This window comes from Pelomonas cellulosilytica, assembly GCF_021353265.1.
In the GTDB taxonomy this organism is placed as follows: domain Bacteria; phylum Pseudomonadota; class Gammaproteobacteria; order Burkholderiales; family Burkholderiaceae_C; genus Pelomonas; species Pelomonas cellulosilytica.
Map to the genome: position 1 here is coordinate 389,326 of NZ_JAJTWU010000002.1, position 14,510 is coordinate 403,835.

14 protein-coding genes are annotated in these 14,510 nt (G+C 71.3%); 6 read left to right on the forward strand and 8 right to left on the reverse strand.

What is annotated here, in order from left to right:
- Positions 1-27: 27 nt before the first annotated feature.
- Positions 28-1,410 carry a sulfatase family protein gene (locus tag LXT13_RS05695; RefSeq protein WP_255719282.1) on the forward strand — a complete coding sequence of 461 codons (1,383 nt, stop codon included), beginning with the start codon at positions 28-30 and terminating at the stop codon, positions 1,408-1,410.
- Between the two features lie 15 nt (positions 1,411-1,425).
- Here the strand turns inward: LXT13_RS05695 and LXT13_RS05700 are convergent, their stop codons facing one another.
- Complete coding sequence (locus tag LXT13_RS05700; RefSeq protein WP_233370696.1) at positions 1,426-2,022, reverse strand: c-type cytochrome; 597 nt, start codon at positions 2,020-2,022, stop codon at positions 1,426-1,428.
- A 216-nt stretch (positions 2,023-2,238) separates the two neighbouring features.
- On the opposite strand from LXT13_RS05700, the gene LXT13_RS05705 reads away from it, so the two are divergent.
- Both LXT13_RS05705 and LXT13_RS05710 read left to right on the forward strand, forming a co-directional pair.
- A complete protein-coding gene (locus tag LXT13_RS05705) occupies positions 2,239-2,523 on the forward strand; it encodes a DUF2789 family protein (protein ID WP_233370698.1) in 285 nt (94 codons plus the stop codon).
- Entirely contained in the window at positions 2,520-3,470 is a 951-nt protein-coding gene (locus LXT13_RS05710) for an extracellular catalytic domain type 1 short-chain-length polyhydroxyalkanoate depolymerase (RefSeq protein WP_233370699.1), read from the forward strand. The genes LXT13_RS05705 and LXT13_RS05710 overlap by 4 nt, the downstream gene beginning before the upstream one ends.
- Positions 3,471-3,859: 389 nt before the next feature.
- On the opposite strand, the gene LXT13_RS05715 is transcribed toward LXT13_RS05710, so the two are convergent.
- Genes LXT13_RS05715 through LXT13_RS05725 form a run of 3 tightly spaced genes read right to left on the reverse strand, consistent with a single transcriptional unit; the run spans position 3,860 to position 6,152 of the window.
- Complete coding sequence (locus LXT13_RS05715) at positions 3,860-5,401, reverse strand: tryptophan halogenase family protein (RefSeq protein WP_233370701.1); 1,542 nt, start codon at positions 5,399-5,401, stop codon at positions 3,860-3,862.
- On the reverse strand, positions 5,398-5,895 hold the full coding sequence (locus LXT13_RS05720; protein ID WP_233371209.1) for a PIN domain-containing protein: 498 nt from the start codon (positions 5,893-5,895) through the stop codon (positions 5,398-5,400). The genes LXT13_RS05715 and LXT13_RS05720 overlap by 4 nt, the downstream gene beginning before the upstream one ends.
- A 5-nt stretch (positions 5,896-5,900) precedes the next feature.
- Positions 5,901-6,152 (reverse strand): type II toxin-antitoxin system Phd/YefM family antitoxin, encoded by a 252-nt coding sequence (locus LXT13_RS05725; protein WP_233370703.1) that lies wholly within the window; start codon positions 6,150-6,152, stop codon positions 5,901-5,903.
- Positions 6,153-6,366: 214 nt separating this feature from the next.
- Here LXT13_RS05725 and LXT13_RS05730 point away from each other — a divergent pair, with 214 nt between their 5' ends.
- Positions 6,367-7,731 (forward strand): cation:proton antiporter, encoded by a 1,365-nt coding sequence (locus LXT13_RS05730; protein WP_233370705.1) that lies wholly within the window; start codon positions 6,367-6,369, stop codon positions 7,729-7,731.
- Between the two features lie 69 nt (positions 7,732-7,800).
- Positions 7,801-8,361 carry an HPP family protein gene (locus LXT13_RS05735; RefSeq protein ID WP_233370707.1) on the forward strand — a complete coding sequence of 187 codons (561 nt, stop codon included), beginning with the start codon at positions 7,801-7,803 and terminating at the stop codon, positions 8,359-8,361.
- A gap of 515 nt (positions 8,362-8,876) precedes the next feature.
- Here LXT13_RS05735 and LXT13_RS28765 read toward each other — a convergent pair.
- From LXT13_RS28765 to LXT13_RS05755, 4 genes are all read right to left on the reverse strand, one after another.
- Positions 8,877-9,890 (reverse strand): glycoside hydrolase family 88 protein, encoded by a 1,014-nt coding sequence (locus LXT13_RS28765; protein ID WP_233370708.1) that lies wholly within the window; start codon positions 9,888-9,890, stop codon positions 8,877-8,879.
- On the reverse strand, positions 9,887-11,239 hold the full coding sequence (gene chrA / locus LXT13_RS05745) for a chromate efflux transporter (protein WP_233370710.1): 1,353 nt from the start codon (positions 11,237-11,239) through the stop codon (positions 9,887-9,889). Before chrA ends, LXT13_RS28765 begins: the two co-directional genes overlap by 4 nt.
- A gap of 106 nt (positions 11,240-11,345) precedes the next feature.
- A complete protein-coding gene (locus LXT13_RS05750) occupies positions 11,346-12,206 on the reverse strand; it encodes a substrate-binding periplasmic protein (RefSeq protein ID WP_233370712.1) in 861 nt (286 codons plus the stop codon).
- A gap of 37 nt (positions 12,207-12,243) precedes the next feature.
- Positions 12,244-13,464: an MFS transporter gene (locus LXT13_RS05755; RefSeq protein ID WP_233370714.1), complete on the reverse strand. Its 1,221-nt coding sequence runs from the start codon at positions 13,462-13,464 to the stop codon at positions 12,244-12,246.
- Between the two features lie 95 nt (positions 13,465-13,559).
- On the opposite strand from LXT13_RS05755, the gene LXT13_RS05760 reads away from it, so the two are divergent.
- The gene (locus tag LXT13_RS05760; RefSeq protein WP_233370716.1) at positions 13,560-14,501 is read left to right on the forward strand and encodes a LysR family transcriptional regulator; all 942 of its coding nucleotides are present in this window, start codon (positions 13,560-13,562) and stop codon (positions 14,499-14,501) included.
- Positions 14,502-14,510 lie beyond the last annotated feature (9 nt).

The following is a 14,510-nucleotide window of genomic DNA, read 5'->3' on the forward strand; positions in this document are numbered from 1 at the left end:
CCGAATCCAACACGACAGAACGATCCCATGAGTTCTCCTTCCCGACGCGGCCTGCTTCAGGGCCTGGGTGCCCTTGCCCTGCTGCCGGCCGCTGTCCGCGCGGCCGACGCGCCGCCCAACATCCTCTTCATCCTGGCCGACGACATGGGCTGGGCCGACCTCGGCGTCTACGGTGCGCGGGACTTCGCCACGCCCCACCTGGACGGGCTGGCCGCCCAAGGCATCCGCTTCACGCAGGGCTATGCCAACTCGGCAGTGTGCTCGGCCACGCGGTTCGGCCTCATCACCGGGCGATACCAATACCGGCTGCGCGGCGGGCTGGAAGAGCCCATCGCCGGCGCCGGCGACCAGCTCGGCCTGCCGCCCGAGCACCCCACGCTGCCATCGCTGCTGAAGGCCCGCGGCTACCGCACCGCGCTGTTCGGCAAGTGGCACCTCGGCGCACTGCCGAAGTTCGGCCCGCTGAAGAGTGGGTATGACGAGTTCTTCGGCAACACCGGCGGCGCTGTGGACTACTTCACCCACAAGGCCGGCGTCGCCGAGCAGTTGCCGTCGGACCTGTTCGAAGGCGAGGTGCGTGTGGACAAGGCCGGCTACTACACCGACCTCATCGCCGAGCATGGCCAGGCCTTCCTGCGTCGGCAGACGGCTGCCCAGCCCTTTTTGCTGAGCCTGCACTTCACCGCGCCGCACTGGCCCTGGGAAGGTCCGGGCGACGGAGCCGTGTCGCGCCGGCTGAGGAGCCTCAACCACACCGACGGCGGCAGCCTGAAAACCTATGGCGAGATCGTCGCCGCGCTGGACGCCGCCGTGGGCCGCGTGCTGGCCACGCTGGAGGCGCAGGGGCTGGCGCAGAACACCCTGGTCGTCTTCACCAGCGACAACGGCGGCGAGCGCTTCAGCAACACCTGGCCTTTCAGCGGCCAGAAGTCCGAGCTGCTGGAGGGCGGCATCCGCGTGCCAACGCTGCTGCGCTGGCCGGCACGCGTGAAGCCGGGCCAGGTGAGCGATCAGGTGCTCATCAGCATGGACTGGTTGCCCACGCTGCTGGCCGCGGCCGGCGGCGCGCCGGACCCGGCCTACCCCAGCGACGGCGCCAACCTGCTGCCGCAGATCCTCGGCCAGGCGCCAGCCGTCACGCGCAAGCTGTTCTGGCGCTACAAGGCCAACGCGCAGCGCGCCGTGCGTGACGGCGACTGGAAGTACTTCCAGACGGCAGGCAACGAGTTCCTGTTCAACCTCGCCCAGGACTCCCGCGAACGCGCCAACCTGGCGGAGCGAGAGCCGGGGCGCCTCGCGCAGCTGCGGGCCGACTGGCAGGCGTGGAACGCCGGCATGCTGCCCATCACCGATGACGTGCGGACCTACAAGATCAGTGGCAAGGTGCAGGCCGACCGGCCGGGCAACTGACGCCCGCCACGGCCTTCACGGCCGACCGAGGTGCCGGGCCAGCGCGTCGATCTCGGCGTCCGTCAGGCCTTGCGCCGCGTCGTTCATCAGCCCGTCGGGGCTGTTGGTGCGGCGCTTTTCGCGCCAGGCATGCAGCTGGCGTGCGAGGTAGGCCGCCGGCTGGCCCTGCAGCGGCGGGGCGCTGAGCCCGTGCGCGGCGCCCGCCGCGCTGCCGTGACACACCTGGCAGGCCGGGCGCCCCCGGCTCTGGTCGCCCTGGTCGTACAGCCGCTGGCCCAGCGGGCTGGCGGCCGCGGGCCAACCCGCGGCCGGCTGCGCCGCGAGCCATTGCGCGAGGCGCTGCGCCACGGGGCGGTCCAGCGTGTGGGCGGCGCCGAGGGCGGCGTCGACCGGCCGGTCGCCGTCGCGCAGGTCGCGCAGCTGCTTGACGAGATAGTCAGCCGGCAGGCCTTCCAGCCGCGGCGCTGCCGTGACTGTGCCGACGTGGCAGCCGATGCAGCTCGCGGCCGCAGGCGGGAAGGCCGTGGCGGCAGGCTGTGCCGTCGGGGCGCCGGTTGTCGCGGCGAGCAGCATGGCGGCGGTGAGGGTTGCGAGGCGTGGTCGTGAGGGCATGAGCCGGGGCACTGTAGGCCGGCCTTGTGCGTTGGGCCACGAACAAAACCGTGGCTGCTCATGCGTTGCCTGCCGCGCTCGAAGCTGCTCATCGCGGTCCATCGCGGTTCGCCGGGCGACGCCCGGATGAGGCGCTCTCCGACAACGGCTCTCGTTCGGGCGCCGTAATGTCTGCAGCGTCTGCCTGCCCCACCGTGGGCCGCGAAAGGAGCGCTGATGGACACCACCACCCACCATGACCTGCCCGACCTGTTCGCGCAACTGGGGCTGCCGGACTCGCCCGACGAGATCCGCCAGTTCGTGCGCCGTCACCGACCGCTGCCTCAGACCTTGAACCTGTCCGAGGCGCCTTTCTGGAACGACAGCCAGCGTGCCTTCATTCGCGAGCAGTGGCACCAGGACGATGGCGACTGGGTCGTGCAGATCGACACGCTCAATGCGCTGCTGCGCGAGCACCCGGAGCCCGAGACGCTCGACAAGGCCGACGACGCCGGCGCATGAAGCCGCCCTCCTGGGCCGCGCTGCTGAACCGGCAGGCCATTTTGCTGCGGCGCGCGGCAGCGCCGCTGCGTGAGGCGCGCCGCCCGCCGGCGGGCGATGGCAGCTGGCTGATGGGCTCGGTGATGACGCCGGCCGGTCCGCGTGCCTACTGGATGTTCCGGCCAGCCGGTGCGCGCTTCGGTGAGAAGCTGCCGCTGCTCGTCATGCTTCACGGATGCCACCAGGACGCGAAAGGCTTTGCCACCAGCACGCGCATGAACCGGCTGGCTGCCCGCGAACGCTTCCTCGTGCTCTACCCCGAGCAGCCGCGCCTGGCCAATGCGCAAGGCTGTTGGAACTGGTTCGACACCCGCGCCGGCCGCGCGCAGGCCGAGGCGGCCTGGATCCTGAGCGCGATCGATCAGGTGGCCATCCTCTACGCGGCGGATCGCGAGCGCACGGCTGTGGCGGGCCTGTCGGCCGGCGCCAGCATGGCGGCGTTGCTTGCGACGACCCACCCCGAGCGCTTCAAGGCCGTCGTCATGCACTCCGGCGTCCCGCCCGGTGCGGCCAGCTCGACGGCGTCAGCGCTCGGCGCGATGCGCGGCCGGCGCGTTCCAGTGCCGGCGGACGACCAAGCCGCGCCATGGCCACCGCTGCTCGTCATCCACGGCGACGGCGATGGCGTCGTGTCCGCCCGCAACGCCGAGGCCGCCGCCCAACTGTGGGCCGACGCGGCAGGCGCCCAGGCGCAGTCGGCCGTCCAGCAGCGCCGCGGCCGACGTTACCCGATGACGGTCACGCAGTTCAAACGCGCGGGTGAGATGGTGGCGACCTGGGTGGAAGTGGTCGGCCTGGGTCACGCGTGGAGCGGCGGCGCGGCGCGCGAGCGCTTCGGTGATGCCAAGGGGCCCGACGCGTCGGGGATGGTGTGGCGGTTTGTGAAGGGGCGGTTTGAGCTGCGGTAGCGAGGGCTCGCGCTGAAACAGATCGAGAAGCGAATGAACAGTGAGCCGAGATTGCCGCCGCTACGGCGCTTCGCCGGTGTCTGAAATTCCGCCAGCGATCACGCCGATCCTTGCGAGTCCGTGGAGGTGGACAAGGCGTTTCGCGGGGGCAAGCTGCGCGTACGTCACTCGTTCGCTGCCCATCACATGCAGGTCTACATCGGGTTGCGCAGCCCTCAGGGCGCTCAACGCAACGGCCAGCCCTGCCAGCTCAAGGGGCTGCCCCTGAAGCAGGTCGTGGCCATCTTCGGTGACAACCAGCGTTGCTTCAGGCGGGCTTGCTCGATTCCCGGGTCGCATATGGGCTGACGACAGGTCGGCGAAGTGACGAGCAGTTGGCATCTGGCGCCTCACCGCCCCGCATTGATCTGCTGCACCAACCCCCGATGGCTCGGCAGATCCGCCACGGCTTTGTCCGCAAACCGCTGGATCTTGGCGAACAGCTTCTGTGCCTCCGCCATCTGCGGGAAGTCCTCGCGCGCTGCACTGAGGTCGGTGCGGTAGCCCATTCCGTAGAGGATGTACTGGTAGTTGAAGAACGCGAAGGTCTCGGTGTCCAGCACGAAGTCGAAGCGGCCGGGCGGGCGCAGCCGCCATTGCTCCAGCAGGTCGGACAGTCGGGCGGGCAACGTGGCGGGGTTGGCGTTGTCGCGCCAGAAGGGCTCGGGGCGGCGGCTCAGCGCGTAGTGCAGCTTCAGGAAGCCGATGATGTTGTCGAAGCGCGTGGCCATCAGCTCGTTGAAGCGGCGGGCCGGCGCCTCCATCGGGCCGCTGTGCGGCAGCATCTCGGCGATCATGCCGACGGCCGCCTCGATGAGCACGAGGCCGGTGGATTCCAGCGGCTCTAGGAAGCCGGCGGACAGGCCCACTGCCACGCAGTTCTTCACCCATTGCTGCTCGCGGTAGCCGGGCGTGAACGGGATGCTGCGTACGGCCAAGTCGTTATGCCCCGGGCCGCAGTGCGCGCGCAGCAGCGCCTCGGCGCGGTCGTCGCTCAGGTAGTCGCTGGCGTAGACGCAGCCGATGCCGCGCGCGCCGTTCAGGCCGATGTCCCAGAACCAGCCGGCCTCGTGGGCGGTCGCGATGGTGCAGCTTTCCATCGGTGCGCTGGCGTCCTGGCCCGGCGGCTCGGGCAGCTTGCAGGCGAGCGCCCGGTCGGCGAACAGCTGGCCGCGGGCTGACTTGAACGGGCTGCCCAGTGCGCCGAGGAGCTGGGCACGAAAGCCCGTGCAGTCCACGTACAGCTCGGCCTCCAGGCGGCCATGGCGGTCGGTGTCGAGGTGGGCGATGGCGCCTCGGGTGTCGAGCGCGACCTGCGTGACCGTGCCTTCCAGGTGCTGCACGCCCAGCTCCCGCGCTCGCTCGGCCAGCAGCCGGGCGAGCTTGATGGCGTCGAAGTGGTAGGCGTAGTTGAGCGGCGCGGCGTAGGCGGGGCCACCGGCGCGCTTGGGGGCGCGCTGCGCCTCGGCGACACGGTGCTGCAGCGTCATCGCCTGCGCGAAGGGCACGCGCGTGGTCTCGTCCTGCAGCAGCCAGTAGGGCACGAGGTTGATGTCCTCGTCGTAGTAGGGCGCCTCGAACGGGTGGAAGAACTGCCGGTGCTGCCCTGCAGCGGGCGCCTCGGCCCAGTCGACGAAGCGGATGCCCTGCTTGAACGTGGCCGCCGTCTCGCGGATGAAGCGCGCCTCGTCGATGCCGAGGAACTGCAGCGTGCTGCGGATCGTGGGAAACGTGCCTTCGCCCACGCCCACGATGCCGATGTCGGGCGACTCCAGCACCGTGACCTCCAGGTGGCTGCGTTCGGCCAGCCGGAGCGCCTTGGCGAGGTAGGCGGCCGTCAGCCAGCCGGCGGTGCCGCCGCCGACGATGAGGATGCGACGTTTGTGATTCATGCGCGGACGTAGAGGTTCTTGAGCCACTGCTGCCCGGCCTGCGTGCCTTGGCTCCAGTCTTCGTCGTCGTCGGTGGCAGGCGCCACGTAGCCCGACGGGTTGAGCAGCTTCACGCGGCCGGCGCGGAAGGCGGAGACGCGGTGTGTGACGAAGGTCAGGCCGTGCTCCAGCGCGGTGGCGGCCAGCAGGCCGTCGCGCGTGTTGGCATAGGGCAGCTGCGCGCGGCGGCGCACGACGGCGGCGTCGACCGGCAGGATGCGGCCCTCGAAGGCCGGCATGACGGCGGTGTCGATCCACTCGCGCACGGCCAGGCCGGCGGCGCGGTCCTTGCGGCCCAGGCGCGCGGCGGCGTTTTCGATCTCCAGCAGGTTCAATGCCGAGATGAACAGCTTCTGCCGCGGCAGGCCGGCGGCCCAGGCGGCCAGACCTGGGTCGGACTGCCCGGCCTTGGCCTTGCGCAGCTCCAGCACGATGCCGGTGTCGAGCAGGAACATCGCGCTCACCGCAGCGGCTCCCGGTGGTCCCAGGCGCCGTCGGCCGTGGCGTCGGCGGCGTCCAGCGGCGGTGCGTCGGGCATGGCCAGCACGTCGACGATGCTCTCGCCTTCGCCCGTCAGGCGGCGGTATTCGGCGATGCTCATCAGCACATGCGTCGGCTGGCCGCGGTCGGTGATCAGCACCGGCTCCCCCTGCGCGGCGCGCTTGGCCAAGCTGACATCGCGGTTGAACTCGCGGCTGGTGAGGAGCTTCATCGTGGCGGGCAATGTAGCGACGTGCCTGCGCCTCTGCAAGCATGATGTAGGTACGTAGGCACGATGTTGTGAGACCCGATGGACAGCGCAAGCCCGACTGGCACAGTGCATTCCGGCGTTTCGGTCCAGGCCGATTCCGCCGGAGACAACGTTGTCGCTGCACGCGCCGTCGGCCCGGCAGCGGCGAAAGCCAAGAACACCACAGGCCCCATCCATGGACTTCGACCTTATTGCCATACTGGGCGACGTGCTGGCCAAGCACGGCCCGGCCGCGCCCGCCGTCGCCAAGACCTACGCGCCCGGCGACTTCAGCATCCACTTCTTCCTGCAGCTGGGCATCATCATGCTGGCCTGCCGCGTGGTGGGCTGGCTGGGGCGCAAGTTCCTCGCGCAGCCACAGGTGGTGGGCGAGATGATCGCGGGCGTCGTGCTCGGGCCGTCGCTGCTGGGGCTGTTCTTCCCGGACGCGCAGGCCACGCTTTTCCCGAAGGAAATGCGCAGCGTGCTCTACACCGGCGCGCAGTTGGGCGTGGGCCTGTACATGTTCCTCGTCGGCACGACGCTGCGGCTGGACCACTTCGCGACCAAGGCGCGCAGCGCCATCGGCGTGTCGGTGTCGGGCATCGCGGCGCCGTTCTTCATCGCCTTCCTGATCACGCCGCTGCTGCTGACGGTGCCGGGGTTGTTCGCCGAGGGCATCTCCACGGCCAATGCGACGCTGTTCATGGGCGCGTGCATCGCGCTGACGGCCTTCCCGATGTTGGCCCGCATCATCAACGAGCAGGGCCTGCAGCACACGTCGCTGGGCACGCTGGCGCTGACGGCCGGCGCGTTTGACGACGCGGTGTCCTGGTGCGTGCTGGCGCTGGTGCTGGCGGCGTTCGGCGCCGGGCCGGGCGTCGCGGTGCTGGCTATTGGCGGCGGCGTGCTGTGGGCGGCGTTCATCATGCTGTTCGGCCGCCGGCTGCTGGCGCCGCTGGGCCGCATCGTCGAGCGAGACGGCCACATGAGCCACACGGTGCTGGCCATCACGCTGATCTGCTTCTGCATGTCGGCCTTCGTCATGGACGCCGTCGGCATCCACGCGATCTTCGGCGGCTTCATCCTCGGAGCCGTCATGCCACGCGGCTTGTTCGCCGCCGAGCTGAAGAAGAAGCTGGAGCCCATCACAGTCATCCTGCTGCTGCCGATGTTCTTCACCTACTCGGGCCTGAACACGCGGCTGGACATGATCAATTCGATGGAGCTGCTGCTGATCGCGCTGGGCGTGCTGGCAGCCTCGGTGCTGGCCAAGTTCGGCGCCTGCTATGTAGCCGCCCGGCTGGCTGGCGAGGACAACCGGACCGCGCTAGGCATCGGCGCGCTGATGAACTCGCGCGGGCTGATGGAGCTCATCATCATCAACATCGGCCTGCAGAAGGGCATCATCGGCCCGGCGCTGTTCTCGATGCTCGTGCTGATGGCGGTCGTCACGACGATGATGGCCACGCCGCTGTTCGAGGCCGTCTACGGCCGCAAGGCGCGCGAGTCCGGCGAGCTCGGCGCGGTGCGCAGCAGCGCCGCAGGGACAGCGGCCTGACGGCTGCTGGAGGGCGTCGGCCGCAGAGTCGTCGCGGGTGCTCTCCTTTTGCCCCTCTCCAGGCCTTCGATGAGCGATACCGTACCCGCCGCCCTGGCGACGCCGGCAGTCGAGCTCCCCATGCCGTCAGCGGCGCCGCGCCTGCTGCCGCGCCCGGGCGATGCCGCGCCGCGCTTCACGCTGCGCCGCGGCGCGCTGGGCTGCGTCGGCGTGGCCCTCATCATCGGCGTGCTGGCCTACTGCTCGTTCAACCTGGGCGTGTTGCTTGTGCTGGGCAGCTTCGGCTCGACGGCGGTCATCATGTTCACCTTCCCGGACATCCACTTCGCCCAGCCCCGCAGCGTCGTCGGGGGCCACGTCATCTGCACGGCGGTGGGGCTGGCGGCGCTGGCGCTGGCCGGCCCGGCGTGGTGGGTGCTCGCACTGGCCGCGGGCGTGGCTTGCGCGCTGATGATGGTCACGCGCACGATGCACCCGCCGGCCGGCTCCAACCCGGTCATCGTGTTCCTCGTGGCGCCCAAGTGGAGCTTCGTGTTGTTCCCGACGCTGTGCGGCGCGCTCGTCATGGTGGCCGTGGCGGTGCCGTATCACCGCGCGTGCCGGCGTGCCTATCCGGCGTACTGGTACTAGTGCTGGCAGCCGCCGGCCTGTCATGCAGGCACTGTGAGGCCGATGTCGGCCCGCTTGACACTTTCTGCCCTGCCCCCAGGGTGTTCGCGCCGGCCATGGCATGCCATTGAATGCGCGCGGGCATAGCGCTATTGCCTGTCGGCACCTTTATAGCAACCGGCGGACGCGTTCCCTACTCCTATGCGATGGGCAATCCGTTTGTGCACAACTTTTTCGATAGCGACGGCGGGATGCTGTACAGCCAGTAGCTCGCTTCCAATAGCTCGGTGACGTTCGACTACGACTTCTCCACCGCCATTCGACCAGCCGGGCAACATCTGGAATTCTGGCGCCTCTCTTCTGGGTCAGGGCATCCTCGACCCGGTGATCACCATCGGAGGCAAGGTGCCCACCAGCGGCGCGCTTCCCGAGCCCGGCTCGCTGCTTCGCTGCTGCTGGCCGGCCGGGCGCTGGCCGCCGTCGGCGCGGCCCGGCGGCGCATGTCTCGCGGCTGAGCCACGGCGCCGCAGCGGGCGTCAGGGCCCGCTGGCGGCAAGGGCCGCGTGCAGCACCATGGCCGCGGCGCGGTCGTCCCGGCCTTGGACGATGGGGCGTTCGCGGTAGAAGGCCAGCGTCGGGCCGGCCGGCGTGCTGGCGCACACGTCGCGGAAGCCGCCATCGGCATCGATGCGGTCGAGCACGGCGGCCCAGCCGCGGGCCAGCGCGTCATCCACGCGGGCGGCCGGCAGCCAGCCCTGCGCGCGCACTGTCGAGAGCGTGGCCAGGGCCATCGCGGTGACGGTGAGTTCGCCGGGGATGTCGGGCACGTCCAGCACCTGGCGCCACAGACCGTCGCCGCATTGCAGCGGCAGAAGCGCCTCCAGCAGCCGGTGCAGCCGCTCTCGGAGCGGCGCGGCCCAGCGTGACACGGCCGACAGAGGGCCGGCCAGCGCTACCGCCAGGCCCAGCGCGGCGAAGCCATTGCCGCGGCCCCAGGCGACGGGCGCGTCATCGGCATGACCGAAGAGTCCGCCGGGCCGTTGCAGTCGTGCAGCCAGCTGCGCCAAGGACGCGCCCAGCGCTTCGGCGGCGCGTGGTTGCTCATCGCGCGGCAACAGCGGCAGCGCGCGGTCGAACAGCAGAGCGGGCATGAACAGGTCGTCCGTCCACGGTCGCAGGCCGGCCACGCGCGGGCCGTCGGCCGTGTCGACGAGCGCCGTGCGCAGCGCCAGCAGCGCGCGTTCTCGCGCGACCGCGTCGCCGTCGTGGCGCGCGGCTTCGGCGAACGCGGCCCAGCCGGCGCGGGCGGGCCAGTCGGTCGGCGGCATGTCAGGGGTCAGGCCCTGCAGCGCCTGCCGGCTGTCAGGCGGTAGCGCGCCGCCTGACAGCCGCCGCCGGGCCGACCAGATCAGCGCGGTCACATAGCCCAGTGGCGGCTGGCCGGCGTAACACGCGGCAAGGCGGCGGGCCAGCGCCTGCCCGCTGGCCAGCGACGGCAGCGGCGCTGCCAGCAAGCCGAGCAGCAGGTCGCGCCGTGCCACGCCGTTCACGCGCCCAGGTCCAGCGACGACAGCGCCACGCCGAGCGCCGCGCATCCCGCCAGCAGCGGCAGCACGCCCAGTCTGAAGCGGAACAGCGCCACGCTCGCCGCTACGGCCAACATGGCGGACACGGCATCGAACCGGCCAGCCCAGCCGTGCGGCCACAACACATGTCCGGCGAAAAACAGCGCCAGGTTCAGGATGACGCCCACCACGGCCGCCGTGATGGCCGTCAGCGGCGCCGTGAACTGCAGCTTGCCATGCGTGCTCTCGATGACCGGCCCGCCGGCCAGGATGAAGACGAATGACGGCAGGAAGGTGAAGAACGTGACGACAGCCGCCGCCGTGGCGCCGGCGACGAACAACGAATCCGGCCCGAACAACTGCGCCGTCCAGCCGCCGACGAAGCCGACAAAGGCGACGACCATGATCAGCGGTCCCGGTGTCGTCTCTCCCAGAGCGAGGCCGTCGATCATCTGCGCGCCGGTCAGCCAGTGCTGCTGCTCCACGGCGCCCTGGTAGACATAGGGCAGCACCGCATAGGCGCCGCCGAAGGTCAGCAGCGCTGCCTTCGTGAAGAACCAGCCCATCTGCGCCAGCGCGCCGTGCCAGCCGAAGGCCAGCACCAGCCCGCCCATGCCGGCGGCCCATAGTCCGATGCCCGTGGCCAGCACGCGCGCCAGCCGCCCGCGCGTGAAACGGGCGTGCGGCGGCGGCGGCGTGTCGTCGTCGATCAGCGCAGGGCCGTAGCCCTGGCCTGCCGCGCCATGCGCGCCGCCGGGCGCGAAATGCTGCGGCGCCATGCGCCCGCCGACGTGGCCGACGAGGCCGGCCGCGATGACGATGAGCGGGAACGGCACGCCGAAGGCGAACAGCGCGACGAAGGCCGCCGCGGCGATGCCCCACTGCCACGCGTTCTTAAGTGCGCGCTTGCCGATGCGATGTGCCGCGTGCACGACGATGGCCGTCACCGCCGGTTTTAGGCCGTAAAACACGCCCGCCACGACGGCGAGCTGGCCGAAGGCTAGGTAGACCCAGGACAGCGCGATGAGGATGAACAGTGACGGCAGCACGAACAGGCAGCCGGCCGCCAGGGCGCCCCAGCCTCGGTGCATCAGCCAGCCGATGTAGGCGGCCAGTTGCTGTGCCTCGGGGCCGGGCAGCACCATGCAGTAGTTCAGCGCGTGCAGGAAGCGCTGCTCGCTGATCCAGCGGCGGCGTTCGACGAGCTCGGTGTGCATGATGGCGATCTGCCCGGCCGGGCCGCCGAAGCTGATGAAGCCGAGCTTCAGCCAGAAGCGCAACGCCTCACCGAAGCCGACGGCAGCGGGGCGTGCGAGGGGGGCGGGCGTGTCCATGGCAGGGCGGCGGCGAGGCGCGACAGCCTAGCAGCCGGCCAGGCCGGCTTCACCGGCGGCCATGGAAGCAAAGCGTGGGTCGATATGCGCAACCCGTCGCCGGGGCTTACAAATGATGGCGCGGTGCGCGCTTGAGCCCGGCCTCGACGGGCGGGCAGTCGGCCGCCACCAGCTCGTACGGCTTGAAAAGCCGCGCCGTCTCGCCGCTGCGGCACATCGCCTGCAGCTCGTCGGCCAGGCGCTGCGCCAGCACCTCGTGGCCGCGCTTGCGCGTCAGCGCATAGCCATAGCTGAACTCGCGCACGACGCGGACCGGCCTCAGCGCCTGGGCGCCCGGGCCGCCGCGGCTCGACAGCTGCCAGTTCGCCATCGCCTCGTTGACCAGCGCAAGGCCGTCGTCGCCGTAGCGCCCGGCCAGCAGCTTGCGCACGACGACCTCCGCGTCCGGTTCGAGATGGGGCTGTGCGCCGGGCAGCGTCTGCAGCAGCGCCGTCAGCGTGCGGCTCGCCTCAGACGGACCGAAGGCCGCGATCGTGCCGGTGGGCGGCCAGGCCGGTGCGTCGCAGCCGGGGGCGCAGGCGCGCGCCAGCAGCACGTAGCGACCGCGGACGACCTCCGGGCTCATCGCGTACTGGGCATGCCGTGCGGGCGTGTCGACGAACGGAAAGATGCCGTCGGCGCCGCCGGCCTCGATCACCTGGTAGGCCCGGCGCCACGGCAGCACGCTGACGCTGCAGGCCCAGCCCGCCCTGGCGCAGACGCTGCGCAGCAGGTCCGCCATCGGGCCGGCCGCCTCGCCATCGGCGCCGACAAAGGCATAGGGCGGGAACTGCTTGGTGACGAAGTGCAGCCGCACCGGGGCTGCCGTGGCCGCTAGCGATGCGGCAAACAGCGCCAGTGCCGCTGCAGCGGCCCGCCAGTGGCGGCGGGCCCGGGCCTGCGGCGTGGCTTGGACGAGGGCGGGCATGCGGAGTCTCCGGGCGAGGGCTGGGGGCGCGGCAACCTCAGCGGGCGCCGTGCCGGCGGCTCAGCCGCACGGCCAGCGAGGCGCCGGCGGCGGCAGTGGCCAGCGCCACAACGCCCATCCAGCCCCAGCGCGCCAGCGCCAGGCTGCCCAGTGCCGCACCGGCCGACATGCCGATGAACATGCCGGTGAACAGCAGCGCATTCAGCCGGCTGCGCGCGGCGGGGTCCAGGCTGTAGACGACGGTCTGGTGCGCCACCAGCGTGGCCTGGATGCCGAAGTCGAAGCCCACCGTCGCCGCGACGATGAGGCCGATCTGCGCCTGGCCCGGCAGCAGCACGCCCAGGCCCATGACGGCGAACGACGCCATCGCGAGCCCCGCGCCCAGCCGCGTCACCAGCTCCGGGCCGCGCCGGTCGGCCAGGCGGCCGGCCAGCGGCGCGGCGAGCGCACCGGCGGCGCCGGCCAGGCCGAAGGCACCGGCCGCCTCGCTGCCCATCTGGTACTGGCCGTGCAGCATCACCGCAAGTGTCGACCAGAACGCGCTGAAGCCCAGCGACAGCAGGCCCTGCGCGAGCGCAGCGCGCCGAAGCTCGGCATGCTGGCGCCACAGCTGCGCGAGCGACCCCATCAGGTGGGCGTAGCGCATGCGGCTGGCCGCGGGCAGCCGCGGCAGGCCGCGCCAGGCGGCCAAGCCGAACAGCACGATGCTGCCCGCGGCCAGCTCGTACACCACGCGCCAGCCCCAGCGCTCCGCGATGAAGCCGCTGGCCACGCGGGACAGCAGGATGCCCAGCAGCAGCCCGGTCATCACCGTGCCCACCGTCTTGCCGCGGCTGGCCTCAGGCGCCAGCGTGGCAGCGGCTGGCACGATGTCCTGCGCCAGCGTGGCCGTGAGGCCCACGACCAGGCTGGCCGCCAGCAGCGCCGGCAGCCCCGGCGCCAGGCCGCTGGCCAGCAGGGCCGCCGCCAGCAGCACGGCCTTCATCAGGATCAGCGTGCGGCGGTCGAAGCGGTCGCCCAACGGCGCCAGCAGCAGGATGCCCAGCGCATAGCCCAGCTGCGTCAGCGTGGGCACGAAGCCGGTGTCGCGGGCGCTGGCGCCCAGCGCGCCGGACAGTACGCCCAGCATCGGCTGGCTGTAGTAGATGGACGCCACGGCCAGACCGGCGCCGGTGGCCAGCAGCAGCACGAGCGAGCGGGGCAGGGCGGCGTGTCGAGCGGCAGAGGAAGCGCCATGGGCCAGGGGAAGCGAGTTCATGCGGAAACTCCGGCAAGAGGGAATGCCGGGATTCTTGCGGCGCATAACCAAACGGTGTAGACGGCTGGAATGAACATGGGCTATACATCGTACGCATGAAAGAGCCGACATCCACCGGGCTGGACCGCCTGGAGCTGATGCAGACCTTCGTCCGCATCGTTGAGGCCGGCAGCCTGTCGGCCGCCGCCGCGCAGCTGGGCAGCACGCAGCCGACAGTCAGCCGCCGGCTGCAATGGCTGGAGAAACGGCTGGGCCTGCGGCTGCTGCAACGCTCCACACATGCGATGCGGCTGACCGAGGACGGCGAGCGCTGCTACGCCCACGCCAAGGCGCTGCTGGAAAGCTGGGCCGCCGTCGAGGCCGACCTGCGTGGCGCGCAGCAGCAGCCGCGCGGCCACCTGCGCGTGCTGGCGCCGCATGCCTTCGGGCAGGAGGTGCTGGTCGCGCCGCTGGCGCGCTTCCTGGCCGCGCATCCCGAGGTCAGCGTCGATTGGCTGCTGGAGGACCGCGAGGCCAACTTCATCGCCGAGGGCATCGATTGCGCGATCCGCGTCGGCGATGTGCAGGACCCGTCGCTCGTGGCCGTGCGGCTGGCCGAGGTGCCGCGCGTGCTGGTGGCCCCGCCCGGGTTGTGGGGTGCTGGCGAGCCGCCGCGCACGCCGGCTGACCTCGCGGCGCTGCCCTGGGTGACGCTGCCGCGCTTCTACCGCGACGAGCTAGACCTGCACCAGCCCGGAACGACACGCCGCGAGCATGTGCGACTGACGCCGCGGCTGCGCACCGACAGCCTCTACGCCGCGCGCAGCGCCGTGCGGGCCGGCGTGGGCGCCGCGCTGCTGTCGGCCTGGCTGGTGGCCGACGACCTCGCCAGCGGCCGACTGTGCCAGCTCGTGCCCGGCTGGGAGGCGTCGCCGCTGCCGGTGTACCTGCTCTATCCCTATGCGCGGCTCTACCCGGCGCGGCTGCGCGTGTTTGCCGACGTTATGCGCCAGGCGATGCCGGACATGGCCGGCATGCGGCCACCGCGCGCCGGCTGACGCGGCGCC

Bases quoted from the DNA above. Each gene is read 5' to 3' on its own strand.
- LXT13_RS05695 (WP_255719282.1), top strand. From the start codon at position 28: ATGAGTTCTCCTTCCCGACGCGGCCTGCTTCAGGGCCTGGGTGCCCTT.
- LXT13_RS05700 (WP_233370696.1), bottom strand. From the start codon at position 2,022: ATGCCCTCACGACCACGCCTCGCAACCCTCACCGCCGCCATGCTGCTC.
- LXT13_RS05705 (WP_233370698.1), top strand. From the start codon at position 2,239: ATGGACACCACCACCCACCATGACCTGCCCGACCTGTTCGCGCAACTG.
- LXT13_RS05710 (WP_233370699.1), top strand. From the start codon at position 2,520: ATGAAGCCGCCCTCCTGGGCCGCGCTGCTGAACCGGCAGGCCATTTTG.
- LXT13_RS05715 (WP_233370701.1), bottom strand. From the start codon at position 5,401: ATGAATCACAAACGTCGCATCCTCATCGTCGGCGGCGGCACCGCCGGC.
- LXT13_RS05720 (WP_233371209.1), bottom strand. From the start codon at position 5,895: ATGTTCCTGCTCGACACCGGCATCGTGCTGGAGCTGCGCAAGGCCAAG.
- LXT13_RS05725 (WP_233370703.1), bottom strand. From the start codon at position 6,152: ATGAAGCTCCTCACCAGCCGCGAGTTCAACCGCGATGTCAGCTTGGCC.
- LXT13_RS05730 (WP_233370705.1), top strand. From the start codon at position 6,367: ATGGACTTCGACCTTATTGCCATACTGGGCGACGTGCTGGCCAAGCAC.
- LXT13_RS05735 (WP_233370707.1), top strand. From the start codon at position 7,801: ATGAGCGATACCGTACCCGCCGCCCTGGCGACGCCGGCAGTCGAGCTC.
- chrA (WP_233370710.1), bottom strand. From the start codon at position 11,239: ATGGACACGCCCGCCCCCCTCGCACGCCCCGCTGCCGTCGGCTTCGGT.
- LXT13_RS05750 (WP_233370712.1), bottom strand. From the start codon at position 12,206: ATGCCCGCCCTCGTCCAAGCCACGCCGCAGGCCCGGGCCCGCCGCCAC.
- LXT13_RS05755 (WP_233370714.1), bottom strand. From the start codon at position 13,464: ATGAACTCGCTTCCCCTGGCCCATGGCGCTTCCTCTGCCGCTCGACAC.
- LXT13_RS05760 (WP_233370716.1), top strand. From the start codon at position 13,560: ATGAAAGAGCCGACATCCACCGGGCTGGACCGCCTGGAGCTGATGCAG.